Raw genomic sequence first — 25,862 nt, forward strand, 5'->3', positions numbered from 1 at the left:
AGGTTCATTCACGCACGCGCCGCGCCGACCGGCAAAAGGATCTACGCCCCCTGCCACACGTGGACCGGGCACGCCGAAGGGCGGCGCCCCGGGAGATCCCGGAGCACCGCCCCTCAGTGTTCACGCAGGTCAGAGACCGTACCGCTCGCGGGCCTCCTTGACGGAGCGGGCCGGGACCTCGCCGCGGCGGGCCAGCTGGGCCAGCGCGGCGACCACGACCGACTCGGCGTCGACGCCGAAGTGGCGGCGGGCACCCTCACGGGTGTCGGAGAGGCCGAAGCCGTCCGCGCCCAGCGAGGACCAGTCCTGCTCGACCCACTGGGCGATCTGGTCGGGTACCTGGCGCATGTAGTCGGTCACGGCGAGGACCGGGCCCTCGGCGTCGGCCAGCACCTGGCGGACGTACGGCTCCCGCTGCTCGCCGCGGAGCAGTGCCTCGTCGGCCTCCAGGGCGTCGCGGCGCAGCTCCGTGAAGGAGGTCGCGGACCACACGTCGGCGGCCACGCCCCACTCCTCGGCCAGCATCTTCTGGGCCTGGAGCGCCCAGTGGATGGCGGTGCCGGAGCCGAGCAGCTGGATGCGCGGGGCATTGGCGGCGGCCACCTCGACGCCGGCCGACTCAGCCGTGTTGAAGCGGTACAGGCCGCGCAGGATGCCCTCGTCGACCCCGGCGGGCTTGGCCGGCTGCGGCATCGGCTCGTTGTAGACCGTCAGGTAGTAGAAGACGTCGCGGTCCTCCTCGGGGGTGGCCTCGCCGTACATGCGGCGCAGCCCCTCCTTGACGATCGCGGCGACCTCGTAGGCGAAGGCCGGGTCGTAGCTGAGCGCGGCCGGGTTGGTCGCGGCGATCACCGGCGAGTGGCCGTCGGCGTGCTGGAGGCCCTCACCGGTCAGGGTGGTGCGTCCGGCGGTGGCGCCGACGAGGAAGCCGCGGCCGAGCTGGTCGGCGAGCTGCCACATCTGGTCGGCGGTCCGCTGCCAGCCGAACATCGAGTAGAAGATGTAGAAGGGGATCATCGGCTCGCCGTGCGTGGAGTACGCGGAGGCGGCGGCGATGAAGTCGGCCATCGAGCCGGCCTCGGTGATGCCCTCGTTGAGGATCTGGCCGTTGACGGCTTCCTTGTAGTACATGAGCTGGTCGCGGTCGACCGGCTCGTACGTCTGGCCCTTCGGCGAGTAGATGCCGAGGGAGGGGAAGAGCGACTCCATGCCGAAGGTGCGCGCCTCGTCGGGGACGATCGGCACCCAGCGCTTGCCGGTCTCCTTGTCGCGGACCAGGTCCTTGACGAGGCGGACGAAGGCCATGGTGGTGGCGACCGACTGCGAGCCGGAGCCCTTGTCGAAGGCGGCGAACGCCTTGTCGGCCGGGGCGGGCAGCGGCGCGACCGGCTGCGTGCGGCGGGCCGGGGCGGGGCCGCCGAGGGCGGCGCGGCGCTCGGTGAGGTAGCGGACCTCGGGGGAGTCGGCGCCCGGGTGGCCGTAGGGCACCTGGCCGTCGGCGAAGGCGCTGTCCGGGATCGGCAGCTCCAGCAGGTCCCGCATGTCCTTGAACTCGTCCACCGTCAGCTTCTTCATCTGGTGGTTGGCGTTCTTGGACTCGAAGCCCTTGCCGAGGGTGAAGCCCTTGACGGTCTGGGCGAGGATCACCGTCGGCGCGCCCTTGTGGGCGAGGGCCGCGCGGTACGCCGCGTAGACCTTGCGGGGCTCGTGGCCGCCGCGCGAGCGGTGGAAACACTCGCTGATCTTGTCGTCGCTGATCAGCTTGGCCAGCTCGACGAGGGCCGGCTCGGCGCCGAAGAAGTGCTCGCGGATGTAGGCCGCGTCCCGCGTCTGGTACGTCTGGAACTGGGCGTCCGGCACCTCGCGCAGGCGGCGGACGAGCGCGCCGGTGACGTCGAGCTGGAACAGCTCGTCCCAGGCGGAGCCCCACAGCGACTTCACGACGTTCCAGCCGGCGCCGCGGAACTGGGCCTCCAGCTCCTGCACGATCTTGAAGTTGGCGCGGACCGGGCCGTCGAGGCGCTGCAGGTTGCAGTTGATGACGAAGGTGAGGTTGTCCAGGCCCTCGCGGGAGGCGAGCGCCAGGGCCGCCGTCGACTCGGGCTCGTCCATCTCGCCGTCACCGAGGAAGGCCCACACGTGGGAGTCGGAGACGTCCTTGATGCCGCGGCTGGTCAGGTAGCGGTTGAACCGCGCCTGGTAGATCGCGGAGAGCGGGCCGAGCCCCATCGAGACGGTCGGGAACTCCCAGAGCCACGGCAGGCGGCGCGGGTGCGGGTACGAGGGAAGGCCGTTGCCGCCGGACTCGCGGCGGAAGTGGTCGAGCTGCTCCTCGCCGATCCGGCCGTCGAGGAAGGCGCGGGCGTAGATGCCGGGGGAGGCGTGGCCCTGGATGTAGAGCTGGTCGCCGGAGCCGTCCCCCTCCTTGCCGCGGAAGAAGTGGTTGAAGCCGGTCTCGTAGAGCCAGGCGGCCGAGGCGAAGGTGGCGATGTGGCCGCCGACGCCGTATTTCGAGCCGCGGGTGACCATCGCGGCCGCGTTCCACCGGTTCCAGGCGGCGATGCGGCGCTCCATCGTCTCGTCCGTGCCGGGAGCGAACTCCGGCTCGGCCGAGGTCGGGATGGTGTTGACGTAGTCGGTCTCCAGGAGCTTGGGCAGCGAGACGCCCGCGCCCTCGGCGCCCTCCAGGGTGCGCCGCATCAGGTACGCGGCGCGGTGCGGTCCGGCGGCGTCGGTGACCGCCTTCAGGGAGTCCAGCCACTCGGTGGTCTCCTGCGGGTCGCGGTCCGGGAGCTGGTCGAGCTCGCTCGGCTGGAGGGTGCGGGGGTCGGTCATGTCGCCGCCTTCCGGAGTCGAAGGGCGCTCCCGCGGGGGCAGGAGGGTCCCTTGTCGGTAAGGGGTTGGGTGGGGGTGCCCAAGGTCTTTGGCAGGACAGGGCGGGTGGATTCCGGGTGGGAGTCCGAGGGAACTGTAATCCGCTGATCGATGATCGATCAAAGGGTTGAAGGGGAAAACTTCTCAGAACCAAGAAATTGGCATCGAGTGCCCACGTTCAAGGCACCGCGTGCCTTGTTTTCGCAGGTGAGGACTGGAATAGGGGCGCGCGGCCCGCTCCGGGCGCCGCTCCAGCGCGTACGGGTGGGCCGGTCCCCGGCGAGCGGGTGCGGGAACGCGAGAACGGCCCCGCGGGAGGGGCCGTTCTCGTCGGTGAGCTGCTTTTCGAAGGGGGCGGCTCAGGCCCTGGGGGCGCAGCCGAGGACGTGCGACTTCACCAGGTGCCCGATGTCCGGGTCCTGCGCGCGGAACGCGTCCACCAGTGCCTGGTGCTCCTCGGCGTACGCCTGCTGGTGGGTGCCGAGCCAGCGGATGGAAAGGGCGGTGAAGACCTCGATGCCCAGCCCCTCCCAGGTGTGCAGCAGCACGCTGTTGCCCGCCGCCCGCACCAGTTCCCGGTGGAAGGCGACGGTGTGCCGCACCTGGCTCTCCCCGTCGGCCAGCCGGTCCGCCTCGTACAGCGCCGCCACCGAGGGCTCCAGCACCGAGACGTCCGCCGCCAGCCGGGGCGCGGCCAGCTCCGCCGCGATCTGCTCCAGGCCGGCCCGCACCGGGTAGATCTCCTCCAGGTCGGCGGCGGTCAGGTCGCGGACCCGGACGCCCTTGTTCGGCGCCGACTCGATCAGCCGCAGCGTCTCCAGCTCCCGCAGCGCCTCGCGGACCGGCGTCTGGCTGACCTCCAGCTCGACCGCGATCCGGCGTTCCACGATGCGCTCGCCGGGCTTCCAGCGGCCACTGACGATCCCGTCGACGATGTGCTCACGGATCTGCTCGCGCAAGCTGTGGACGACGGGTGCGGTCATGGGGGGACTCCTTCGGCAAGGTGTGCCGTCCTCGGGGGACGGTGTCGCGCACGAGTCCCCTCGCGGACACGGCCCCAAGGGGCGTTGACCCTATGACAATACGGCGGCGCCCCCGCCCGGAAGGCTCCGGACGGGGGCGTACGCGCAGGTGAGACGAGCCTTACACCCGTTGTCCACCTGATGGGACCGCAGGGGTCCCGGAGGTCACAGACCCAGGTCGACCTCGAACTCGCCGGCCTCCAGGATCGCCTTGACCGAGGTCAGGTAGCGGGCGGCGTCGGCGCCGTCCACCAGACGGTGGTCGTAGGAGAGCGACAGGTACGTCATGTTGCGCACCGCGATGGTCTCGCCCAGCTCCGGGTGGTCGATGACCACGGGGCGCTTGACGGTGGCGCCGATGCCCAGGATGGCGGCCTGGTTCGGCGGCACGATGACCGTGTCGAACAGGGCACCGCGCGAGCCGGTGTTGCTGATCGTGAAGGTGGCGCCGGACATGTCGTCCGGGGTCAGGCCACCGGAGCGGGCCTTGCCGGCCAGCTCGGCGGTCTTCTTCGCGATACCGGCGATGTTCAGGTCGCCCGCACCCTTGATGACCGGCGTCATCAGACCCTTCTCGGCGTCCACGGCGATGCCGATGTTCTCCGAGTCGAAGTACGTGATGGTGCCTTCGTCGTCGTTGATCCGGGCGTTGATGACCGGGTGGGCCTTCAGCGCCTGGGCGGCGGCCTTGACGAAGAACGGCATCGGGGACAGCTTGACGCCCTCACGGGCGGCGAAAGCGTCCTTGGCCTGGCCGCGCAGCTTCATCAGGCGGGTGATGTCGACCTCGACCACCGAGGTGAGCTGCGCCTGCGAGTGCAGGGCCTTCATCATGTTGTCGCCGATGACCTTGCGCATCCGGGTCATCTTGACCGTCTGGCCGCGCAGCGGGGACGCCTCCAGCTTCGGCGCCTTGGCGGCGGCCGGAGCGGCGGGGGCGGCGGCCGGGGCGGGAGCCTTGGCGGCCTCCGCGGCGGCGAGCACGTCCTGCTTGCGGATACGGCCGCCGACGCCGGTGCCCTTGACCGAGCCCAGGTCGACGTTGTTCTCCGAGGCCAGCTTGCGCACCAGCGGCGTCACGTAGGCGCCCTCGCCGCCGGAGGCCGGGACGGGAGCGGACGCGGCGGGCCGGTCCTGAGCCGGGGCGGGCTTCGCCGGGGCCGGGGCCGGGGCGGGCTTCTCGGTCTCGGCCGGCGCCTCGGTGGGCGCGGCCGGGGCCGCGGGCTGCGCCGGAGCCGGCTTCTCCTCGGCCTTCGGGGCCGGGGCCGGAGCCTCGGCGGGCTTCTCCTCGGCCTTCGGGGCGGCCGGGGCGGAGGCGCCGGGCGCACCGATGACGGCGAGCTTGGCGCCGACCTCGGCGGTCTCGTCCTCACCGACGGTGATCTCCAGGAGGACACCGGCGACGGGGGCGGGGATCTCGGTGTCGACCTTGTCGGTCGAGACCTCCAGCAGCGGCTCGTCGACCTCGACGGAGTCGCCGACCTCCTTGAGCCAGCGGGTGACCGTGCCCTCGGTGACGGACTCGCCGAGCGCCGGCAGGGTCACGTCGGTGCCCTCGGCCGAGCCGCCGCCCTGGGCGGAGTCGGCGCTGGGGGCCGGGGCCGGGGCCTCGGACTCGGTGGAGGGAGCGGCAGCGGCCGGCTCCTGCGGCTCGGGGGCCGGGGCCTCCTGCTGGGCCGGAGCGGGCTCCTGGCCGGCCTCGGTGTCACCGGAGCCGTCGTCGATGACGGCCAGCTCGGCGCCGACCTCGACCGTCTCGTCCTCGGCCACCTTGATGGAGGAGAGGATTCCGGCGGAGGGCGAGGGGATCTCGGTGTCGACCTTGTCGGTCGAGACCTCCAGCAGCGGCTCGTCGACCTCGACGCGCTCGCCCTCGGCCTTGAGCCAGCGGGTGACAGTGCCCTCGGTGACGCTCTCGCCGAGCGCCGGAAGGGTTACGGAAACCGCCATGGTTTCAGGTGCTCCTTACGAATGTGCGGAAGTCTGTGGTCGTCTCGCGCCCGGACACGGTCAGTCGTGCGAGTGCAGCGGCTTGCCCGCGAGGGCCAGGTGCGCTTCGCCGAGCGCCTCGTTCTGCGTCGGGTGGGCGTGGATGAGCTGGGCGACCTCGGCGGGGAGCGCCTCCCAGTTGTAGATGAGCTGGGCCTCGCCGACCTGCTCGCCCATGCGGTCGCCGACCATGTGGACGCCGACCACGGCACCGTCCTTGACCTGGACGAGCTTGATCTCGCCCGCGGTCTTCAGGATCTTGCTCTTGCCGTTGCCCGCGAGGTTGTACTTGAGGGCGACGACCTTGTCCGCGCCGTAGATCTCCTTGGCCTTGGCCTCGGAGATGCCCACCGAGGCGACCTCGGGGTGGCAGTACGTCACGCGCGGCACACCGTCGTAGTCGATCGGCACGGGCCGCTCGCCCGCGAGCCGCTCCGCCACCAGGATGCCCTCGGCGAAGCCGACGTGCGCGAGCTGGAGGGTGGGGACCAGGTCACCGACGGCCGAGACGGTCTCGACGTTGGTGCGCATGTACTCGTCGACCAGGACGTAGCCGCGGTCCATGGCGACGCCAGCCTCCTCGTAGCCCAGGCCCTGCGAGACCGGGCCGCGGCCGATGGCGACCAGCAGGACCTCCGCCTCGAAGGTCTTGCCGTCGGCGAGGGTGACCCGCACGCCGTCCTGGGTGTACTCGGCCTTGTCGAAGAAGGTGCCGAGGTTGAACTTGATGCCGCGCTTGCGGAACGCCCGCTCCAGCAGCTTCGAGCTGTTCTCGTCCTCGGCCGGGACCAGGTGCTTGAGGCCCTCGATCACGGTGACCTCGGTGCCGAACGACTTCCACGCCGAGGCGAACTCGACGCCGATGACGCCGCCGCCCAGGATGATCGCCGACTTCGGCACGCGGTTGAGCTTCAGCGCGTGGTCCGAGGAGATGATGCGGTCGCCGTCGATGTCCAGGCCCGGCACCGACTTCGGGACGGAGCCCGTCGCGAGCAGCACGTGGCGGCCCTCGACGCGGCGGCCGTCCACGTCGACCGAGGTCGGCGAGGAGAGCCGGCCCTCGCCCTCGATGTAGGTGACCTTCCGCGAGGCGATGAGTCCCTGCAGGCCCTTGTACAGGCCCGAGATCACGTCGTCCTTGTACTTGTGGACGGCCTCGATGTCGATGCCCTCGAAGGTGGCCTTCACACCGAACTGCGCCGACTCACGCGTCTGGTCGGCGACCTCGCCGGCGTGCAGCAGGGCCTTCGTGGGGATGCAGCCGTTGTGCAGGCAGGTGCCGCCGACCTTGCCCTTCTCGATCAGGGCGACGTCAAGACCCAGCTGGGAGGCGCGCAGAGCCGCGGCGTAACCGCCGCTACCGCCGCCGAGGATCACTAGGTCGAAAACGGTGCTGGCGTCGTTCGCCACGTCACGTCCTCCATGCATATGCGCCGTGTGCCGGTCCCCGTGCCCGGGGTGTGAACCGGCGGCCCGGCTCGTGTTCGGCCGCTTGTCTGACGGCCCTGTGGTGGGGCCCTGTCCTGCCGAGAACCCATCTTCGCACTTGTTGAGGGGCGGCGGGACGCGGGGCCCGGCCTCGGGCCCGGTTGTCGCGCGTCTCACGTCCGCCCCGTACGCCCCTTCCCTCCCGGACCGTCCGCAATCCGGCGGGCGGACCGGGAGGGAGGGGGCGCCGCCGGGGCCGGGCGGCGCCCCCGGCCCCGGCGCGGGTCAGCCCAGCTCGCCGGCGGCGGTCCGCTCGGCCAGCGACACCAGGGTGCGGACGGCCGAGCCGGTGGCGCCCTTGGGGGTGTAGCCGAAGGGGCCGGCCTCGTTGAAGGCGGGGCCCGCGATGTCGAGGTGGGCCCAGGTGATGCCCTCGCCGACGAACTCGTTGAGGAAGACGCCGGCCGCCATGCCGCCGCCCATCCGGCCGCCGACGTTGGCCATGTCGGCCACCGAGGAGTCCAGGCCCTTGCGCAGCTCCTCCGGGAACGGCATCGGCCAGGCCGGCTCGCCCGCCTCCTCGGCCAGCTCGTGGACGGCGGTGCGGAACGCGTCGTCGTTGCCCATCACACCGAAGGTGCGGTTGCCGAGCGCCACCACCATGGCGCCGGTCAGGGTCGCCACGTCCACGATCGCGTCCGGCTTCTCCTCGGAGGCCTTGACGATCGCGTCGGCCAGCACCAGGCGGCCCTCGGCGTCGGTGTTGAGCACCTCGACGGTCTTGCCGCCGTACATCCGCAGCACGTCGCCGGGGCGGGTGGCGGTGCCCGAGGGCATGTTCTCGGCCAGCGCCAGCCAGCCGGTGACGTTGACCTTCAGGCCGAGCCGGGCCGCGGTGATCACGGCGGCGAAGACGGCGGCCGCGCCGGCCATGTCGCACTTCATCGTCTCGTTGTGGCCGGCCGGCTTGAGCGAGATGCCGCCCGAGTCGTAGGTGATGCCCTTGCCGACGAAGGCGAGGCTCTTCTCCGCCTTCGGGTGGGTGTAGGCCAGCTTCACCAGGCGCGGGCCGTGGGCCGCGCCCTGGCCGACGCCGGTCAGGCCGCCGAAGCCGCCCTTGAGGAGCGCCTTGTCGTCGGTGACGGTGACCTTGAGGCCGTGCTCCTTGCCGGCGGCGGTGGCCACGGCGGCGAAGGACTCCGGGTACAGGTCGTTCGGCGGGGTGTTGACCAGGTCGCGGGCGCGGTTCATCTCCTCGGCGAGGGCGACCGCCCGCTCGACGGCCGTCTTGGCCGCCTTGCCGAGCGCCTTGGCGCCGAGCAGCGCCACCTCGCCCAGCGGGCCCTTCCCGGCGCCCTTCTTCGCGCCCTTGCCCTTGCCGGCCTTGGCGTCGTCGCTCTTGTACGCGGTGAAGGCGTACGCGCCGAGCAGCGCGCCCTCGGCCACCGCGGCGACCGCCTCGGCGGAGGCCAGCGGCAGGGCGAACCCGGCCTTCCTGGTCCCGTTCAGCGCGCGGGCGGCGCTGCCGGCGGCACGGCGCAGCGCCTCGGCGTCGTACTCCTCGCCGTCCCCGGGCACCGGGCCGAGGCCCACCGCGAGGACCAGCGGGGCCTTCAGGCCCGAGACGGGGAGCTTGGTGGTCTCGCCCTCGGCGCCGGTCGCGCCCAGGGTCTCCAGCACGGTGGCGAGCCCGCCGTCGAACGCCTCGGCGACGGCCTCCGAACCGGAGGCGGGGACAGGACCGTCGGGGCCCTTGGCCACGCCCACGACGAGGACGTCGGCGCGCAGCGTCGCCGCGTCGGAGGAGCTGAGAGTGAGAGCAGTCACGGTGGTGAAATCTCGCTTCCGTTGAGTTCCAGTGCCGATGAGGCCGGTTCGGGCGGAGCCCAGGGGCCCCGCCCGGCGTCCAGGCGGACCGGCCACGGCCCGGGCCCGAGCCTACGCTCCGTGACGAAGCTCGCGACAGGCGGCATATCGACCCGATTCGGCGAAGCCGCCCCGCCCGGGTCAGCCGAAGGTCAGAACCAGGAGCGCGGCCGTCAGCGCCGTCTCCTCCAACGCGCCGAACACGTCGCCCGTCACGCCCCCGAACCGCCGCACCGTGTGCCGCAGCAGCACCTCGGCCGCCGCGAGCCCCACCGCCACCGCCAGCCCCGCCCGCACCGCGCCCAGCACCCCGTCGGGGAGCCCGGCGAGGACCGCCGCCACCAGCACCGCCCCGGCGACCGCGGCGGCCAGGCCGGCCGGGACCGTACCGGCGACGGCCGCGCCCAGCCCCTCCGGGCGGGCCGGGGGCACCGAGGGCCGGGAGGCGAGGGTGAGGGCGAGGCGCCCCGTCACCGCGGCGACGGCCGTGCCGGTCGCCCCGGCCACCCAGCCCTGCCCGTACAGCTGCGCCACCGCCGCCACCTGCGCCAGTACCACCAGCACCAGCGTGACCACGCCGAACGGGCCGATGTCCGAGCGCTTCATGACCGCCAGCGCCCCCTCGGGCGGCCGGCCGCTGCCCAGCCCGTCGGCGGTGTCGGCGAGGCCGTCCAGGTGCAGCCCCCGGGTGAGGGCGGCGGGCACGGCCACGCTCACCACCGCGACCAGCAGCGGGCCCGCCCCCAGCCGCAGCAGCGGCCAGGCGAGCGCGGCCCCCGCCAGCGCCAGGACCAGCCCGGCCAGCGGCGCCGCGGCCATCCCCGCGCGGGCGGCGGCCCGGTCCCAGCGGCCGACCCGGACCGGCAGCGCGGTGAGCGTGCCGAAGGCGAAGCGCAGCCCGTCGGCGACGGAGGCGCGCGGCGGGTGGCCGGGGGGCGGGGGTACGGGCGTCTCGCTCATCGCGCGAAGCGTAGCCGGGTGCGGTAGACCGAGGAACAGGCGCTCGGCCGCCGCCCGCGCGGGGCCGCCGGACGGAAGGGAACGGCATGGGGGCCTGGTGGGACCGGAACATCATCGACCCGGGCAAGCTGCCGCTGCTGCTGGCGCTGGCCGCCTTCATCCTGGCCTTCGTCGTGGTGCGCGGGATCACCCGGCTGATCCGCGCGGGCAAGGGGCCCTTCCACAACCTCACCCCCGGCGGCCTGCACATCCACCACGCGGTGCCCGGCGTCCTGCTCATGGTGGCCGGCGGCTTCTGCGCGGTCGGCAGCGGCCGGCAGGGGATCGGCGCCGGGATCGCCGCGGTCGTCTTCGGCGTCGGCGCCGGTCTCGTCCTGGACGAGTTCGCGCTGATCCTGCACCTCTCGGACGTGTACTGGACCGAGCAGGGGCGGCAGAGCGTCGAGGTGGTGGTGATGGCCGCCGCGCTCGGCGTGCTGGTGCTGGCCGGGTTCTCGCCGCTGGGCGTCGCCGACGTGGGGCCCGAGGAGCACGACGGCCGCACCGGCGTCATCATCGGGACCCTGGTCAACTTCTGCTTCGTCGTCGTCGCCCTGCTCAAGGGCAAGCCCCGGATGGCGGTACTCGGCGTCCTCGTCCCGCTGCTGGCCCTCGTCGGCGCCGTCCGCCTGGCTCGCCCCGACTCCTTCTGGGCCCGCCGCTTCTACCACGACCGTCACCGCACCCGGGCCCGCGCGACCCTGCGCTACTACCGCCGCGACCGCCGCTGGGCGGGACCGCGCCACCGCCTGGAGAACCTCATCGGCGGGGCCCCTAACCCGACGGCGTCCGGGGCGCGGGGACCCGCGCGGAAGTGACCGGCGGCCTCCGCGGACGGAGGCCCGCCCGCCCCGGCGCCGACACCGCCATGACGGCCGGGCGCGACGCCACCCAGGACCGGCGCCCGCCAGGCGTCCCGCTCAGCCCTCCGCCTTCTTCAACAGCCCGCTCTCCCCGGCAGGCTCGTCGGCCGCCTCCGGCGCCGCACCGGGCTCGTCCCCGGGGCCCTGCCGCTGCTCGGGGAGGGTGCCGGAGAGGGCCGCCGCGGCCTGGACGAGGGGGAGGGCCAGGAGGGCGCCCAGGCCCTCGCCGACGCGTACGCCCTGGTCGAGGAGGGGCTCCATGGCGAGGCGGTCCAGGGCCTTGGCCTGGCCGGGCTCGCCCGAGACCTGGCCGCAGACCCACCAGTCGGGGGCGCGGAAGGCGACCCGCTGGGCGACCAGGGCGGCCGCCGAGGTGACGACACCGTCCAGGATCACCGGCGTACGGCGGACCGCGCTCTGGAGCAGGAAGCCGGTGAGCGCGGCGAGGTCGGCGCCGCCCACCGCGGCCAGCAGTTCGAGCTGGTCGCCGAGGACCGGGCGGGCCCGGCGCAGCGCGTCCCGGATCGCGGCGCACTTGCGCATCCAGGCCAGGTCGTCGACGGGCAGCCCGCCCCGGCCGGTGACCACGGAGGCGTCCGTGCCGCAGAGCGCCGCGATCAGGGTCGCGGCGACGGTCGTGCCGCCGACGCTCAGGTCACCGAGGACCACCAGATCGGTGCCGGCGTCGGCCTCCTCGTCGGCGACGGCCATCCCCGCGCGGAAGGCGCGCTCGGCCTCCTCGGCGGTCAGCGCGTCCTCGCGGTCGATCACGCCCGAGCCCCGGCGGACCCGGTGGCGCACCACCTCGGCGGGGAGCGTGCCGGGATCGCAGTCCACCGCCACGTCCACCACCCGGACCGGCACCCCCAGCCGGTCGGCGAGGACCGCCACCGGGGCCTCACCCGCCAGCACCGCCCGGACCAGCGTCTCGGCGGTGCCCGCGGGCCGCGCGGAGACCTCCAGCCCGGCCACCCCGTGGTCGGCGGCGAACAGCACCACGCGGGGCCGCTCGACCGGCGCCACCGGCACCTCGGCGCGGGCCGCCGCCAGCCACTCGCCCAGTTCGTCCAGGCGCCCCAGGGCACCGGGCGGCACCGCCAGCCGCTCCCGGCGCTCCTCGGCGGCGCGGCGGACCGTGCTGTCGGGACGCTTGATCAGGTCGGAGAAGTCGTCGAGATTCAGCGCGCTCATTCGCCGAACAGTACCGGCAGCGCGCCCCGGCGGGGTCGGCCGGGAGCCCCCGCCCGGACGACTCCCCGCGACCCTCGCCCGGCCGGTCGTTGCACCGGGCCGCCGGGCGCGGAAGGCTGGGCGGCGGCGCCCCTTTCGCGCCGGAATGCGGGTGTTCGCTCCCCGGGTCTCCGGCACGGGGACCCGCCCCACCGCCCCGCCCACGGAAGGCACCCGCCCATGCCGCTTCCCCAGCCCCCCGCCTCCGCGCCCCGCGACCCCGCCCCCGACGACGACTGGGGCGACCTGGTGGGCCTGCTGGGCCCGGCGGGGGAGGCGCCCTGGGGACCCGAGGGAGCGGCGCCCCCGGCACCTCCGCGGGGCACGCGCGGACCGGCTCCGGCCGCCGCCGGATCGCGGGTGACGGCGCCCCCTTCCGCCGACAGCTCCGCCCGGTCCGGCGGCCTCGGCGACCCGCTGGCGCTCCTGATCCCCGCCCACCAGGTGGTCCCGGCCGACGAGGCGGCCCCCGGGCAGCCCGCCTCCACCGAGGGCCTGGCCTGGGAGGCCGAACAGCGCAGGCCCGCGCACCCGGAGTGCGCCCGGCGCGGCTGGACGGCGGTGCGCGAGGCGCGACGGGTGCGGCAACTGGTCCGCTCCATGACGGCGTACGGGGAACCCGAGAGCTGGCTCGACGTGGACGCGGGCGACGGCCGGTTCGCGGCGGTCGCCCGCCCCCTCCTGCCCTACACGGCGTTCGACGGGACCGGGCTCGGCGAGGAGGTGGAGCGGGCCCGCGCGGACGGGGTCCTCGACGAGGCGTACCGGGGGACGCTCCCGCTGCTCGCGGGGGAACTGGCCGGGCGGTACGACGTGGTGGGGCTGCTGCACCAGCTGGGCGACTGCCCCGACCCGGTGGCCGAACTCGCGGCGGCCCGGCGGGTGCTGCGCCCCGGCGGGCTGCTGCTGGTGGAGGCGCCCGACCCGGGCTGCCGTACGGCCGGGCTGCTCGGCCCGTGGTGCCTGCCGCACTGCGCGGCCCGCCCCCAGCCCACCGCCGAGTCGGTGCGGGAGCTGCTCGCGGGGCTGAAGTTCGACGTCCTCGCGGTCGACCGGGTCGCCGGGCACGTCCCGCGCACCCTGGACGCGCTGCGGGCGGCGGTCGGGCTGCCCGGGGCGCGGGCCGCACGCGGCACCGACCGCCTGCTCGCGCCCCTGCTGCGCCGTACCGGTCTCGCCAACGCCTGGCGGATCGTGGCCCGGCGGCCGCCCCTCAGCCCTTGAGCGGGAGCGGCTGGCCCGCGACGACCAGCAGGACGTGCTCGCACTCGGCGGCCACCGCCGCGTTGAGACGGCCCAGTTCGTCGCGGTAGCGGCGTCCGGCCGAGGTCGCCGGGACGATGCCGGAGCCGACCTCGTTGGAGACGGCGACCACGGTCCGCCGGGTGGTACGGACGGCGTCGGCCAACTCGGCGCACCGCTCGCGCAGTTCACGCTCCCCGCCGCCCGCCCAGGCCGCGTCGTCCCAGGCGTCGACCCGGTCCATGGCGTCCGTCAGCCAGAGCGAGAGGCAGTCCAGCAGCAGCGGCGGCCCCTCCTCGGCGAGCAGCGGCACCAGGTCGCAGGTCTCGGCCGTACGCCACGAGGGAGGCCGCCGCTCCCGGTGCAGGGAGACGCGCGCCGCCCACTCGCGGTCCCCGTCGCGGGTGCCGCCGGTCGCCACGTACAGCACCTCCGGCCAGGCGGCCAGCCGCCGTTCGGCCTCCAGGGACTTGCCGGAGCGGGCGCCGCCGAGGACCAGGGTGCGGCGGGGGAGCGGGGGCCGGGCCGGGGCGGGGCCGGTGCCGGCGGCCAGGCCGCGTACGCCGGGAGCGGGCGGCGGGCCGACGGTGAGCCGGGTGCCGTCGGGGACCGCGCGGGCCCCGGCCGCCGTCAGCCGGCGTACCGTCTCGCGGCCCGCCGGGACGTCGTGGCCGAGGTGGACGGCGAGCACGTCGGTGTCGGGGGTGACCACCCCGGCCTCCCGCAGCCGCGCCAGCGCGTCCGGCCGGCCCAGGACGTCCATCAGCACCGTGTCGTACGGCGCGGCCGCCCCCTCCGGCCCGCTCGTCCCCGCGGCGGCCGCCCCCGGCGGCAGGTACAGGAGCCGCTCGCCGTCGTGGCCCGTCACCTCGTAGCCGGTGCCGGGCGCGTCCGTGGCGACGGCGCGCACCCGCTGCCCGCTGATCAGCGTCAGCTCCCGCCCGTCCGGCACCCGGGCCGGCTGCGGCAGCCCGGCCGGGATCTCCATCGCCGGCCCGTCGTGCGGGTGGGAGAGGAGCACCTGCCGCACCTGGCCCAGGGTGTGCCCGGCGCGGGCGGCGGCGAAGGCGATGCCCGGGGTGAGGTCCAGCAGCAGCGACCCGTCGACCAGCAGCGCGGTCGCCGCGCGGGCCGTGTCGCCGAGGGCGGTCGCGCACACGGCGCACGGGCAGTCCGGGCGGGGCAGGCCCTCGGGCGCCCCGGTGCCGAGCAGAGTCAGTTCCACGGCCCCGATCCTGCCGTGTCCGCCGCCGGGCCGCATGTCCCGCCCGTGTGACGTGGACGACGCCTCGACGGGGCGTACGCCGTGCGTACACCCCCCGCGCCCGCCCCCGCTCGTCTACGCTGCCCGGACAACCGGACGCTCGGGAGGCAGAACATGGTGCCGTGGACATGGCGGTTCGAGAAGGCCGACGGGACGGAGGTCAGCCCCTCCGTGGAGCCCGACGAGTTCAGCACGCAGGGCGACGCCGAGTCCTGGCTCGGCGAGTACTGGAAGGAACTCCTCGAAGGCGGCGTCGAACAGGTCCGCCTCTTCGAGGACACCACCGAGATCTACGGCCCGATGAGCCTCAGCGAGGCCCAGACGGCCTGACCGCCCCAGCGCGCACGCCCGCGGCCCGCCTCCCCGGCAAGGGGCGGCGGGCCGCAGGCGTAAGCGGGCGGGACGGCGTCAGCCGCGCACCCCGCAGAGGTGCAGCAGGGCCGCCACCGAGCGGTACGGGTCCGTGCGCCCCGCCCGCTCCTCGGCGGCCAGCAACGCCTGGAACTCGGCCTCGTCCACCGGAACGGGCCCGTCCGAGGCGCGGCCGGCCAGCACCCGCACCCCGTACCACCGCTCCAGCGGCGCGCCGATCCCGGCCAGCGCCGCGGTGAGCGGGGCGAGCCGGTCCGCGCGGACCGGGCCCTCGGCGGCGGACTCCGCGCCGAAGGCGTCCAGCGCGCCGCGCCAGTCACCGGCGAGGCCGGCGCACAGGGCGAGCGCGTCCGCGTTGCGCACCAGCAGCGAGAGCAGGCCGCCGGGGGCGAGCATCCGGCCGAGCCCCGCGAGGAGCGCGTCCGGCGACTCGACCCGCATCAGCACGCCGTGGCAGAGCACCACGTCGAAACTGCCCGGCAGGAAGTGCACCCCGGTGTCGTGCCCGTCGCCCACCACCGGACGGAACCGCTCCCGGATGCCCTCGGGCTCCTTCGCCAGCGCCTCCTCGGCCGCCGCGACCAGCGCCGGGTCCGACTCCACCCCGGTCACCTGGTGGCCCAGACGGGCGAGGCGCAGCGCCTGGCGGCCCTCGCCCATGCCGACGTCGAGCACCCGCAGCCGGCGCCCTACGGCGAACCGCGCCGCGAGCTGCTCGTCGAGCTGGCGCGCGACCAGCTCACCGCGGACCCGCTCGCGCAGGTCCTCCCCGGCGGGCGGCACGAGGCCCTCGCCGGACCGCTCGGGACCGGCCTGCGCCGGGACGGCCGCCAGCCGCGCCAGGACGCCGCGCGGGTCCTCCCGCACGGCGGAGGCGGGGGCCGGCGGCGGCACACCGGGACCGCCGGCGGGCGGCTCCGCGGTGTGGGTGCTCAGGGCTGCTCCCCGCGCTTGACCATCGGCTTCGGCAGGCGCAGACGGCGCATCTGGAGGGTGCGCATCAGGGCGTACATCACGGCGCCCTTCATCGGCTGGCCCTCGAACCGCTCACGCAGGGCGCGCTTCAGCTTCATGCTCGTGACCACCGAGTCGATCACGATCAGCACGATCAGCGCCATCCACAGCAGCAGCGCGATGTTCTGCAGCTGCGGCACCCGGATCATGCTGAGGATCAGGATGACCACCGCGAACGGCAGGAAGAACTCGGCGACCGCGAACCGCGAGTCGACGTAGTTCCGGGCGAACTTGCGCACCGGCCCCTTGTCGCGAGCGGGCAGGTACCGCTCGTCGCCGTTGTTCAGCGCCTCGCGCTGGCGTGCCATCTCGGCCCGCCGGGCGTCACGCTGCTTGCGCGACGCCTCCTTGCGGGACATCTGCGTGTTGGTCACGCTGCGCCGCTGGGACTGGGCCTGCGCACGCTTGGGGGTCGGGCGGCCCTTGGGGGCCTGCGGGTCACGGGGCTCTGTGGAAGGGGCCGCCTGCGCGGCGGGCGCCTTCTCGCTATTCGCACGGCTACGGAACACAAAACCCAAGCGTACGGTGTGCGGGCGCATGGACCCCAGGGCCGCGGGGAACGATCCCGCAACACACCACGTCCCGATTCCGGGGCGTACGGGGACGTGCCGGTGGTTTACCGGTGCTTTGCCCGGGTGCGGGAGCCCGCCGCTACTCCTCGCGCCGGAGCCCCGCGGCCTGCACTCGTCCTTGCGGAGGAGCGCATCGGCGCTCGGACAGTGCGGTAATGGAGGTAGGGCCCGTAGGGTGGGTTCTGTTGGTGTTCTGAGCTGGAGTCCGTCAGAAGGGGGCGCGCGAAGCCCATGAGCGGTGTCATGAAGCGTATGGGGATGATCTTCCGCGCGAAGGCGAACAAGGCCCTTGACCGGGCCGAGGACCCGCGCGAGACCCTCGACTACTCGTACCAGAAGCAGCTGGAGCTGCTCCAGAAGGTCCGCCGGGGCGTCGCCGACGTGGCGACCTCGCGCAAGCGTCTGGAGCTTCAGCTCAACCAGCTCCAGAAGAAGTCCTCCGACCTGGAGGGCCAGGGCCGCAAGGCGCTGGCGCTGGGCCGGGAGGACCTCGCCCGCGAGGCCCTCTCCCGCCGCGCCGCGCTCCAGGGACAGATCACCGACCTGGAGACGCAGCACCAGACGCTCCAGGGCGAGGAGGAGAAGCTCACCCTGGCGGCCCAGCGGCTCCAGGCCAAGGTCGACGCCTTCCGCACCAAGAAGGAGACGATCAAGGCCACCTACACCGCGGCCCAGGCACAGACCCGGATCGCGGAGTCCTTCTCCGGCATCTCCGAGGAGATGAGCGACGTCGGCGTCGCCATCCAGCGCGCCGAGGACAAGACCGCCCAGCTCCAGGCCCGCTCCGGCGCCATCGACGAGCTGCTCGCCTCCGGCGCCCTCGACGACCAGTCCGGCCTCCAGAAGGACGACATCCAGCTGGAGCTGGACCGCCTCTCCGGTGGTAGTGATGTGGAGCTGGAACTCCAGCGGATGAAGGCCGAGCTGGCCGGCGGTCCGTCGGGCGGCCAGCAGGCCATCGAGGGCGGTGCCGAGGGCGAGAAGGACCGGCAGCAGCCGGAGGACACCCCCCGCTTCGAGAAGAACTGAGCGCCGAGGAGGGCGTCGTGATCGTACGGATCATGGGCGAGGGGCAGGTGAAGCTGGCCGACAGCCACTTCGCCGAGCTGAACGCGTTGGACGACGAACTGCTCACCGAGATGGAGAACGGTGACGGCCCGGGCTTCCGCGCCACTCTCACCGCACTCCTGGACAAGGTCCGCGAGCTGGGAACCCCGCTTCCCGACGACTCCCTGGAGCCGTCCGAGCTGATCCTCCCGGCCCCCGAGGCCAGCCTCGAAGAGGTCCGCGAACTCCTCAGCGACGACGGCCTCATCCCCGGCTGAACACCACCACGGACCCGCACCGCGTGACGCCCCCCGGCCCGACGGCCGGGGGGCGTCACGCGTTCAGGCAGAATGAGACCGCCCCGGAACGGCGTGCGCACACCGCCGGACGGGGCTGTGAGACGGCCCGGCCGGGCCGAGCGGTACCGCCAGCGCACCCCGGAGGGGCCCGTGAGCCCGACCCCCACCCCCCCCGCCGCACCCCCGCGCCGCGCCTACGCCCGCCTGCGCCGCAAGGCCCGCGCCCACCCCCGGCTGCTGGACGCGGTCCTCGCCGCCGGCGTCCTCCTCTGCATGCTGGCGTCCTCGCTGACCGACCCGCACCATCCGGACGGCCCCACCTGGCAGGCCGCATCGCCCGACGCCACCGGATTCACCCTGATGGCCCTCGGCGCCGCCGCCCTCGTCCTGCGCCGCCGTGCCCCGCGCCCCGTCCTCGCCGCGACCTCCGCCGCCTCGCTCGCGGTCCTGGTCTCCAGCGACCCGCGCACCCCCGTCGTGATGAGCGCCGCCGTCGCCCTCTACACCGTCGCCGCCCGCACCGACCGCCCCACCACCTGGCGGATCGGCCTGCTCACCTCGGCCGGCCTCACCGCCGGCGCCATGCTCTGCGGCAACCTGCCCTGGTACGCCCAGGAGAACTTCGGCATCTTCGCCTGGCTGGGCCTCGCCGCCGCCGCGGGGGACGCCGTGCGCAGCAGGCGGGCGTACATCACCGCCATCCACGAGCGGGCCGACCGGGCCGAGCGCACCCGGGAGGAGGAGGCCCGCCGCCGGGTCGCCGAGGAGCGGCTGCGGATCGCCCGCGACCTGCACGACGTCGTCGCCCACCACATCGCCCTGGTCAACGTCCAGGCCGGGGTCGCCGCCCACGTCATGGACCGCAGGCCCGACCAGGCCAAGGAGGCACTGGCCCACGTCCGCGAGGCCAGCCGCTCCGCGCTCGACGAACTCCGGGCCACCGTCGGCCTGCTCCGCCAGAGCGGCGACCCCGAGGCCCCCACCGAACCGGCGCCCGGCCTCGCCCGCCTCGACGACCTGGCCGAACGATTCCGCAACGCCGGCCTGCCGGTCGAGATCGCCTGCCCCGACCGAGGCGACCCGCTGCCGGCCGCCGTCGACCTCGCCGCGTACCGGGTGGTGCAGGAGGCGCTGACCAACGTCCACAAGCACGCGGGGCCCGGCGCCCGCGCCGAGGTCAGCATCGTCCCCGTGGACGGGCAGGTCGAGATCACCGTCCTCGACGGCGGTCCCGCCGCCACGCCCGCCCCGGGCGCCGCCCCCGCCGAACCGCCCCCCGGCGGCGGCCACGGCCTGCTCGGCATGCGCGAACGCGTCACCGCGCTCGGCGGCACCTGCACGGCCGGGCCCCGCTTCGGCGGCGGCTTCCGGGTCCATGCGATCCTGCCCGCCCAGGGCGCCGCCCCCGCGAACCGCCCGCCCGCGCCCGTACCCCCGGCGCGGACCGACGCACCGAAGGACGGCCGATGACCATCAGGGTGCTGCTCGCCGACGACCAGGCCCTGCTGCGCAGCGCCTTCCGGGTGCTCGTCGACTCCGAACCCGACATGGAGGTCGTCGGCGAGGCCGCCGACGGCGACCAGGCCCTCGAACTGGCCCGCGCCGCCCGCCCCGACGTCGTTCTCATGGACATCCGGATGCCCGGCACCGACGGCCTCGCCGCCACCCGGCTGATCAGCGCCGACCCGGCCCTCGACACCGTGCGGGTGGTCATGCTGACCACCTTCGAGGTCGACGAGTACGTGGTCCGCGCCCTGCGCGCCGGCGCCTCCGGCTTCCTCGGCAAGGGCTCCGAGCCCGCCGAACTGCTCGGCGCCATCCGCGTCGCCCACGCCGGCGAGGCCCTGCTCTCCCCGGCCGCCACCAAGGGCCTCATCGCCTCCTTCCTCGCCCAGTCCGGCCACGGTGCCGACGAGCGGCCCGGGGCGCTCGAGGAGCGGCTGGCCGCCCTCACCGGCCGCGAACGCGAGGTCCTCGTCCACGTCGCGGGCGGCCTCTCCAACGACGAGATAGCCGGTCGCCTCCAGGTCAGCCCGCTCACCGTCAAGACCCACGTCAACCGCGCCATGGCCAAACTCGGCGCCCGCGACCGGGCCCAACTCGTCGTCACCGCCTACGAGACGGGCCTGGTCCGCCCCCGCACCGCCTGAACCGGCCGCCCGCCGTCCCCCACCCCGCCTCCGGGACGCACCAGGGCATGGGATAAACCCCGAGGTGTACCACCCCTACTGCGCCCGCAGTACGGGGCGGCCGAGAAATCCGCCCGGAAGCGGCCCCACCACCCGCCGCCGTCGCCCATCGTGGAGCGGGGGGCGCGGTCGCGGCCCTCGCCGGCGGGTCCGCGAGGCCGCTCACGGACGGCCTCCGACGGCCGACGCCGTTGCCCAGCACGCCACTTGAGGAGCGACACCACCATGTCCTGGCTGTCCCGGTTCAGCCTCGCGCAACGGGCCCTGATAGGTCTGATGTCGATCATCGCGCTGCTCTTCGGCGCGATAGCCATCCCGCAGCTCAAACAGCAGCTGCTCCCCTCCATCGAACTGCCCATGGTGTCCGTCCTCGCGCCCTACCCCGGCGCCTCGCCCGACGTGGTCGAGAAGCAGGTCGTGGAACCGCTGGAGAAGTCCATCGACGCGGTCGAGGGCATCACCGGCATCACCGCCACCGCCAGCGAGGGCAACGCCGTCCTCATGGCCCAGTTCGACTTCGGCTCCGCCGGCACCCAGCAGCTCGTCGCCGACATCCAGCAGGCCGTCAACCGCTCCCGCGCGATGCTGCCGGACGACGTCGACCCGCAGGTCGTCGCCGGTTCCACCGACGACATCCCGACCGTGGTGCTCGCCGTCACCTCCGACAAGGACCAGCAGGCCCTCGCCGGACAGCTGGAGCGGACCGTCGTCCCCTCCCTCGAATCGATCGACGGCGTCGGCCAGGTCTCCGTGGACGGCGTCCGCGAACTCCAGATCGCGGTCACCCCCGACGACGCCGGCCTCGCCAAGGCCGGCCTGAGCAGCGCCGACCTCGTCCAGGCCCTCCAGGCCGCCGGGGCGACCGTGCCGGCCGGCTCCTTCGACGAGAAGGGCGAGAACCGCACCGTCCAGGTCGGCGGCGGCTTCACCTCGGTGAAGCAGATCGAGGACCTGCGCATCGCCCCCGCCGCCGGCGGCCAGGGCGGTCAGGGCGGCCCGGGTGCCCAGGCGGGACCCGGCGACGCCGGCAAGGCCCCCGCGCCCGTCCGCCTCGGCTCGGTCGCCAAGGTCGAGCAGCAGCAGGCCACGGCCACCTCGCTGACCCGCACCAACGGTGAGCCCAGCCTCGCCGTCGTCGTCACCATGGACCGGGACGGCAGCGCCGTCGCCATCTCCGACGCGGTCGCCGAGAAGCTCCCCGAGCTCCGCGCCGACCTCGGCGACTCCTCCGAGCTGACCGTCGTCAGCGACCAGGGCCCGGCCGTCGCCAAGTCCATCGAGGGGCTGACCACCGAGGGCGCCCTCGGCCTGGTCTTCGCCGTCGTGATCATCCTCGTCTTCCTCGCCTCGATCCGCTCCACCCTGGTCACCGCGGTCTCCATCCCGCTCTCCGTGGTGCTCGCGCTGATCGTGCTGTGGACCCGCGACCTGTCGCTCAACATGCTGACGCTGGGCGCGCTCACCATCGCCATCGGCCGCGTCGTCGACGACTCGATCGTGGTCCTGGAGAACATCAAGCGGCACCTCGGCTACGGCGAGGAGCGCAAGGAGGCGATCCTCACCGCCGTCAAGGAGGTCGCCGGAGCGGTCACCTCCGCCACCCTCACCACGGTCGCCGTCTTCCTGCCGATCGGCCTCGTCGGCGGCATGGTCGGCGAGCTGTTCGGCTCGTTCTCGCTCACCGTCACCGCCGCGCTGCTCGCCTCGCTGCTGGTGTCGCTGACCGTGGTCCCGGTGCTCTCCTTCTGGTTCCTGCGCGCCCCCAAGGGCACCCCCGAGGACGCCGAGGCGGCCCGTGCCGCGGCCGAGGAGAAGGAGGCCAGGAGCCGCCTCCAGCGCCTCTACGTACCGATCCTGAAGTTCGCCACCCGGCGCCGGCTCACCAGCCTCGCCATCGCCGTCGCGGTGCTGCTCGGCACCTTCGGCATGGCCCCGCTGCTGAAGACCAACTTCTTCGACCAGGGCGAGCAGGACGTCCTCTCCGTCAAGCAGGAGCTGGCCCCCGGCACCAGCCTCGCGGCCACCGACGAGGCCGCCGAGAAGGTCGAGGCGCTGCTGAAGGAGACCGAGGGCGTCGAGGACTACCAGGTCACCATCGGCTCCTCCGGATTCATGGCGGCCTTCGGCGGCGGCACCGACACCAACCAGGCGTCGTACCAGGTCAAGCTCGCCGACTCGGCCTCCTCCGAGACCGTGCAGAAGGCCCTGGACAAGGGCCTCGCCGGACTCGACGGCATCGGCGACACCCGCGTCGCGGCGGGCGACGGCTTCGCCAGCCAGGACCTGAGCGTCGTCGTCAAGGCCGCCGAGGCCGACGTCCTCGCCAAGGCCTCCGAGCAGGTCCGCGAGGAGGTCGCGAAGCTGGACGACGTCACCGACGTGCAGAGCGACCTCTCCCAGAGCGTCCCGCGGATCTCCGTGAGCGCCAACGAGAAGGCCGCCGCGGCAGGCTTCACCGACGCCAGCCTCGGCCAGGTCGTCGCCCAGTCCGTCCGCGGCACCACCGCGGGCCAGGTCGTCCTGGACGACGCCGAGCGCGACATCGTGGTGAAGTCGGCGAAGCCCGCCGAGACCCTCGCCGAGCTGCGCGCCCTGCCGCTCGGCCCGGTCAAGCTGGGGCAGATCGCCGACGTGGAACTGGTCGACGGCCCGGTCTCGATGACCCGGATCGACGGCTCCCGGGCCGCCACCGTCACCGCCCGCCCGACCGCCGACAACACCGGCGCGGTCACCGCGGAACTCCAGACGAAGATCAACGCGCTGGAGCTCCCGGAGGGCGCCACCGCCACCATCGGCGGCGTCTCCGCCGACCAGGACGAGGCCTTCGGCCAGCTGGGCCTGGCGATGCTCGCGGCCATCGCGATCGTCTTCATGCTGCTGGTGGCGACCTTCCGCTCCCTGGTGCAGCCGCTGATCCTGCTGGTCTCCATCCCGTTCGCGGCGACCGGCGCGGTCGGCCTGCTCATCGCCACCGGCACCCCGATGGGCGTCCCGGCGATGATCGGCATGCTGATGCTGATCGGCATCGTGGTCACCAACGCGATCGTGCTGATCGACCTGATCAACCAGTACCGGGACAAGGGCTACGGCATCATCGAGGCCGTCATCGAGGGCGGCCGGCACCGCTTCCGCCCCATCCTCATGACCGCCCTGGCGACGATCTTCGCCCTGATCCCGATGGCCCTCGGCGTCACCGGCGAGGGCGGCTTCATCGCCCAGCCCCTGGCCGTCGTGGTCATCGGCGGCCTGATCACCTCCACGGTCCTCACTCTGGTCCTGGTCCCGACGCTCTACGCCATGGTCGAACTCCGCAAGGAGCGCCGCGCGGCCAAGAAGGCGGCCAAGCGGGACGGCAAGGCCGACGTGCCCGGACAGGGCGGGACCCCGGCCGAGGAGCAGACCCCGGAACCCGCCAGGTCCTGACCCTCTGCCGCACCGAGCGGACCGGGGGCGCCCCCGCACCGGAGGCGCCCCCGGGACAGGCCGAAGCCCCCTCGCCCGAGCGGCGAGGGGGCTTCGGCCTGCCGGGAGTCCCGGCAGCCCTACGGCAGTGCGAGCATCCGCTCCAGCGCCAGCTTGGCGAAGTCCTCGGTCTCCTTGTCGACCTCGATGCGGTTGACCAGGGTGCCCTCGGCCAGGGACTCCAGCGTCCACACCAGGTGCGGCAGGTCGATCCGGTTCATGGTCGAGCAGAAGCAGACCGTGCGGTCGAGGAAGACGATCTCCTTGTCCTCCTCGGCGAAACGGTTCGCCAGCCGCCGGACCAGGTTCAGCTCGGTGCCGATCGCCCACTTGGAGCCGCGCGGTGCCGCCTCCAGCGTCTTGATGATGTACTCCGTCGACCCGACCAGGTCGGCGGCGGCCACCACCTCGTGCTTGCACTCCGGGTGCACCAGGACGTTGACCCCGGGGACCCGGGCGCGTACGTCCTCGACCGACTCCAGCGAGAACCGGCCGTGCACCGAGCAGTGGCCGCGCCACAGGATCATCCGCGCGTCCCGCAGCTGCTCGGCGGTGAGGCCGCCGTTCGGCTTGTGCGGGTTGTAGACGACGCAGTCCTCCAGGGACATGCCGAGGTCGCGGACGGCGGTGTTGCGCCCGAGGTGCTGGTCGGGCAGGAAGAGGATCTTGGTGGTGGCCGGGTCCTGGCCCTGCTCGAAGGCCCACTCCAGCGCCCGCTTGGCGTTGGACGAGGTGCAGATGGTGCCGCCGTGCTTGCCGGTGAACGCCTTGATGTCCGCTGAGGAGTTCATGTACGCGACCGGGACCACCTGGTCCGCGACGCCCGCCTCGCTCAGCACGTCCCAGCACTCGGCGACCTGCTCGGCCGTGGCCATGTCGGCCATCGAGCAGCCCGCCGCCAGGTCGGGGAGGACCACCTTCTGCTCGTCGGAGGTGAGGATGTCCGCCGACTCGGCCATGAAGTGCACGCCGCAGAAGACGATGTACTCCGCCTCGGGCCGCGCGGCGGCGTCCCGGGCGAGCTTGAAGGAGTCACCCGTGACGTCGGCGAACTGGATGACCTCGTCGCGCTGGTAGTGGTGACCGAGGACGAAGACCTTGTCCCCGAGCTTCTCCTTGGCCGCGCGGGCGCGCGCCACCAGGTCGGGGTCGGACGGGGAGGGCAGGTCCCCGGGGCAGTCGACGCCGCGCTCGCTCGCGGGGTCGGCCTCACGGCCGAGCAGCAGCAGAGCGAGGGGCGTCGGCTGCACGTCGAGGTCCGTGCGGGGCTGGGCGGTGGTCACGTCACGCACCCTTTCTGTTCTGCAGACGAGCCTTTTCGTCTAATTGACGTTATCTATCATAACCGCATAATGTCACTTTGACGATGCCGCTCGCGTCACTGTGACGCATCCCCCGCCGCCCGGCCCCCTGCCCCGTGCCGTACCGGCGCCCCGTGTGCGAGCATGAAGAGACCGGCCGGACCCCCGCCGTGGCCGGGCCCCTCGGGCCCGCACGGCACGCGCCGGAAAACAAACAGGCCGGATGCGGAATGTTCCGGCCTCACCGGCAGTTGCCCATAGTCGGCAAGCAGTCCGTACAACCCGGGAGCGATGTAGATGTCCGTTCAGGACGAGAAGACCACCGTGAGCGACGGCATTCTCCTGTCCGACGCCGCCGCGGCCAAGGTCAAGGCCCTGCTCGACCAGGAAGGTCGTGAGGATCTGGCGCTGCGCGTGGCGGTCCAGCCCGGTGGGTGCTCCGGCCTTCGCTACCAGCTGTTCTTCGACGAGCGTTCGCTCGACGGGGACGTCGTCAAGGACTTCGGCGGAGTCAAGGTCGTGACCGACCGGATGAGCGCCCCGTACCTCGGCGGCGCCTCCATCGACTTCGTCGACACCATCGAGAAGCAGGGGTTCACCATCGACAACCCCAACGCCACGGGCTCCTGCGCCTGCGGTGACTCCTTCAGCTGAGTCGCTTCGCCGAGAGGCGGTGCCCCACTTCGGTGGGGTGCCGCTTTTTTGCTGCCCGGGCCTCACTTGCCGGCCGGGCTCGGTGGCCTCAAGCGCCGGCCGGGCTGGTTCGGCCTCAAGCGCCGGCCGGGCTGATGGGGGTCGTGTTCGGGGCGCGGGCCGTCGGCCTGTGCGG

Annotated in this window: 20 protein-coding genes; 9 read left to right on the forward strand and 11 right to left on the reverse strand. The window is 73.8% G+C overall.

The window, feature by feature from the left end:
* Positions 1-129: 129 nt before the first annotated feature.
* The 6 genes from aceE to IF45_RS0109475 all read right to left on the reverse strand — a co-directional run bounded on the left by aceE (position 130) and on the right by IF45_RS0109475 (position 10,139).
* Positions 130-2,835, reverse strand: a complete 2,706-nt coding sequence (gene aceE, locus IF45_RS0109450; RefSeq protein WP_018895647.1) for a pyruvate dehydrogenase (acetyl-transferring), homodimeric type — start codon at positions 2,833-2,835, stop codon at positions 130-132.
* 398 nt (positions 2,836-3,233) lie between these two features.
* Positions 3,234-3,857: a GntR family transcriptional regulator gene (locus IF45_RS0109455; RefSeq protein WP_003947677.1), complete on the reverse strand. Its 624-nt coding sequence runs from the start codon at positions 3,855-3,857 to the stop codon at positions 3,234-3,236.
* 204 nt (positions 3,858-4,061) lie between these two features.
* Positions 4,062-5,846, reverse strand: coding sequence for a 2-oxoglutarate dehydrogenase, E2 component, dihydrolipoamide succinyltransferase (gene sucB, locus IF45_RS0109460; RefSeq protein WP_030306778.1), 1,785 nt, complete (start codon positions 5,844-5,846; stop codon positions 4,062-4,064).
* Between the two features lie 60 nt (positions 5,847-5,906).
* The gene (lpdA, locus tag IF45_RS0109465; RefSeq protein ID WP_003947675.1) at positions 5,907-7,295 is read right to left on the reverse strand and encodes a dihydrolipoyl dehydrogenase; all 1,389 of its coding nucleotides are present in this window, start codon (positions 7,293-7,295) and stop codon (positions 5,907-5,909) included.
* 303 nt (positions 7,296-7,598) lie between these two features.
* Complete coding sequence (locus IF45_RS0109470; RefSeq protein ID WP_003947673.1) at positions 7,599-9,140, reverse strand: leucyl aminopeptidase; 1,542 nt, start codon at positions 9,138-9,140, stop codon at positions 7,599-7,601.
* 180 nt (positions 9,141-9,320) lie between these two features.
* The gene (locus IF45_RS0109475; protein ID WP_015508008.1) at positions 9,321-10,139 is read right to left on the reverse strand and encodes an adenosylcobinamide-GDP ribazoletransferase; all 819 of its coding nucleotides are present in this window, start codon (positions 10,137-10,139) and stop codon (positions 9,321-9,323) included.
* Between the two features lie 86 nt (positions 10,140-10,225).
* Between IF45_RS0109475 and IF45_RS0109480 the strand changes: the two genes are divergently transcribed.
* A complete protein-coding gene (locus IF45_RS0109480; RefSeq protein WP_003947671.1) occupies positions 10,226-10,996 on the forward strand; it encodes a hypothetical protein in 771 nt (256 codons plus the stop codon).
* Positions 10,997-11,098: 102 nt separating this feature from the next.
* On the opposite strand, the gene cobT is transcribed toward IF45_RS0109480, so the two are convergent.
* A complete protein-coding gene (gene cobT, locus IF45_RS0109485; protein ID WP_003947670.1) occupies positions 11,099-12,232 on the reverse strand; it encodes a nicotinate-nucleotide--dimethylbenzimidazole phosphoribosyltransferase in 1,134 nt (377 codons plus the stop codon).
* 219 nt (positions 12,233-12,451) lie between these two features.
* Between cobT and IF45_RS0109490 the strand changes: the two genes are divergently transcribed.
* Positions 12,452-13,495, forward strand: a complete 1,044-nt coding sequence (locus IF45_RS0109490) for a methyltransferase domain-containing protein (RefSeq protein ID WP_030306781.1) — start codon at positions 12,452-12,454, stop codon at positions 13,493-13,495.
* On the opposite strand, the gene IF45_RS0109495 is transcribed toward IF45_RS0109490, so the two are convergent.
* Positions 13,485-14,738, reverse strand: a complete 1,254-nt coding sequence (locus IF45_RS0109495; protein WP_030306783.1) for a bifunctional adenosylcobinamide kinase/adenosylcobinamide-phosphate guanylyltransferase — start codon at positions 14,736-14,738, stop codon at positions 13,485-13,487. The two genes, IF45_RS0109490 and IF45_RS0109495, sit on opposite strands and share 11 nt — an antisense overlap.
* Before the next feature lie 153 nt (positions 14,739-14,891).
* Between IF45_RS0109495 and IF45_RS0109500 the strand changes: the two genes are divergently transcribed.
* Positions 14,892-15,107, forward strand: coding sequence for a hypothetical protein (locus tag IF45_RS0109500; protein WP_003947667.1), 216 nt, complete (start codon positions 14,892-14,894; stop codon positions 15,105-15,107).
* A 78-nt stretch (positions 15,108-15,185) separates the two neighbouring features.
* Here IF45_RS0109500 and IF45_RS0109505 read toward each other — a convergent pair whose 3' ends face one another.
* Together IF45_RS0109505 and IF45_RS0109510 are read right to left on the reverse strand one after the other, a co-directional pair.
* Complete coding sequence (locus IF45_RS0109505) at positions 15,186-16,043, reverse strand: class I SAM-dependent methyltransferase (protein ID WP_242536817.1); 858 nt, start codon at positions 16,041-16,043, stop codon at positions 15,186-15,188.
* A 38-nt stretch (positions 16,044-16,081) separates the two neighbouring features.
* Positions 16,082-16,702, reverse strand: coding sequence for a DUF3043 domain-containing protein (locus tag IF45_RS0109510; protein ID WP_003947666.1), 621 nt, complete (start codon positions 16,700-16,702; stop codon positions 16,082-16,084).
* Positions 16,703-16,987: 285 nt separating this feature from the next.
* Here IF45_RS0109510 and IF45_RS0109515 point away from each other — a divergent pair, with 285 nt between their 5' ends.
* The 5 genes from IF45_RS0109515 (at position 16,988) to IF45_RS0109535 (ending at position 23,693) form a co-directional block, all read left to right on the forward strand.
* Positions 16,988-17,764 carry a PspA/IM30 family protein gene (locus IF45_RS0109515; protein ID WP_003947665.1) on the forward strand — a complete coding sequence of 259 codons (777 nt, stop codon included), beginning with the start codon at positions 16,988-16,990 and terminating at the stop codon, positions 17,762-17,764.
* Positions 17,765-17,781: 17 nt separating this feature from the next.
* A complete protein-coding gene (pspAA, locus tag IF45_RS0109520; RefSeq protein WP_003947664.1) occupies positions 17,782-18,060 on the forward strand; it encodes a PspA-associated protein PspAA in 279 nt (92 codons plus the stop codon).
* A gap of 171 nt (positions 18,061-18,231) precedes the next feature.
* Complete coding sequence (locus tag IF45_RS0109525; protein WP_107048039.1) at positions 18,232-19,551, forward strand: sensor histidine kinase; 1,320 nt, start codon at positions 18,232-18,234, stop codon at positions 19,549-19,551.
* Positions 19,548-20,231, forward strand: a complete 684-nt coding sequence (locus IF45_RS0109530; protein ID WP_030306788.1) for a response regulator — start codon at positions 19,548-19,550, stop codon at positions 20,229-20,231. Before IF45_RS0109525 ends, IF45_RS0109530 begins: the two co-directional genes overlap by 4 nt.
* Before the next feature lie 264 nt (positions 20,232-20,495).
* Positions 20,496-23,693: an efflux RND transporter permease subunit gene (locus tag IF45_RS0109535; protein WP_030306790.1), complete on the forward strand. Its 3,198-nt coding sequence runs from the start codon at positions 20,496-20,498 to the stop codon at positions 23,691-23,693.
* Between the two features lie 119 nt (positions 23,694-23,812).
* Here IF45_RS0109535 and nadA read toward each other — a convergent pair whose 3' ends face one another.
* On the reverse strand, positions 23,813-25,015 hold the full coding sequence (gene nadA / locus IF45_RS0109540) for a quinolinate synthase NadA (RefSeq protein ID WP_008406954.1): 1,203 nt from the start codon (positions 25,013-25,015) through the stop codon (positions 23,813-23,815).
* A 315-nt stretch (positions 25,016-25,330) separates the two neighbouring features.
* On the opposite strand from nadA, the gene IF45_RS0109545 reads away from it, so the two are divergent.
* Positions 25,331-25,687: an iron-sulfur cluster assembly accessory protein gene (locus IF45_RS0109545; RefSeq protein ID WP_003947659.1), complete on the forward strand. Its 357-nt coding sequence runs from the start codon at positions 25,331-25,333 to the stop codon at positions 25,685-25,687.
* Positions 25,688-25,862: the final 175 nt, after the last annotated feature.

The sequence above is a fragment of the Streptomyces albidoflavus genome, assembly GCF_000719955.1.
In the GTDB taxonomy this organism is placed as follows: Bacteria; Actinomycetota; Actinomycetes; order Streptomycetales; family Streptomycetaceae; genus Streptomyces; species Streptomyces albidoflavus.

Bases quoted from the DNA above. Each gene is read 5' to 3' on its own strand.
- aceE (WP_018895647.1), bottom strand. From the start codon at position 2,835: ATGACCGACCCCCGCACCCTCCAGCCGAGCGAGCTCGACCAGCTCCCG.
- IF45_RS0109455 (WP_003947677.1), bottom strand. From the start codon at position 3,857: ATGACCGCACCCGTCGTCCACAGCTTGCGCGAGCAGATCCGTGAGCAC.
- sucB (WP_030306778.1), bottom strand. From the start codon at position 5,846: ATGGCGGTTTCCGTAACCCTTCCGGCGCTCGGCGAGAGCGTCACCGAG.
- IF45_RS0109475 (WP_015508008.1), bottom strand. From the start codon at position 10,139: ATGAGCGAGACGCCCGTACCCCCGCCCCCCGGCCACCCGCCGCGCGCC.
- IF45_RS0109480 (WP_003947671.1), top strand. From the start codon at position 10,226: ATGGGGGCCTGGTGGGACCGGAACATCATCGACCCGGGCAAGCTGCCG.
- cobT (WP_003947670.1), bottom strand. From the start codon at position 12,232: ATGAGCGCGCTGAATCTCGACGACTTCTCCGACCTGATCAAGCGTCCC.
- IF45_RS0109490 (WP_030306781.1), top strand. From the start codon at position 12,452: ATGCCGCTTCCCCAGCCCCCCGCCTCCGCGCCCCGCGACCCCGCCCCC.
- IF45_RS0109500 (WP_003947667.1), top strand. From the start codon at position 14,892: ATGGTGCCGTGGACATGGCGGTTCGAGAAGGCCGACGGGACGGAGGTC.
- IF45_RS0109510 (WP_003947666.1), bottom strand. From the start codon at position 16,702: ATGCGCCCGCACACCGTACGCTTGGGTTTTGTGTTCCGTAGCCGTGCG.
- IF45_RS0109515 (WP_003947665.1), top strand. From the start codon at position 16,988: ATGGGGATGATCTTCCGCGCGAAGGCGAACAAGGCCCTTGACCGGGCC.
- IF45_RS0109530 (WP_030306788.1), top strand. From the start codon at position 19,548: ATGACCATCAGGGTGCTGCTCGCCGACGACCAGGCCCTGCTGCGCAGC.
- IF45_RS0109535 (WP_030306790.1), top strand. From the start codon at position 20,496: ATGTCCTGGCTGTCCCGGTTCAGCCTCGCGCAACGGGCCCTGATAGGT.
- IF45_RS0109545 (WP_003947659.1), top strand. From the start codon at position 25,331: ATGTCCGTTCAGGACGAGAAGACCACCGTGAGCGACGGCATTCTCCTG.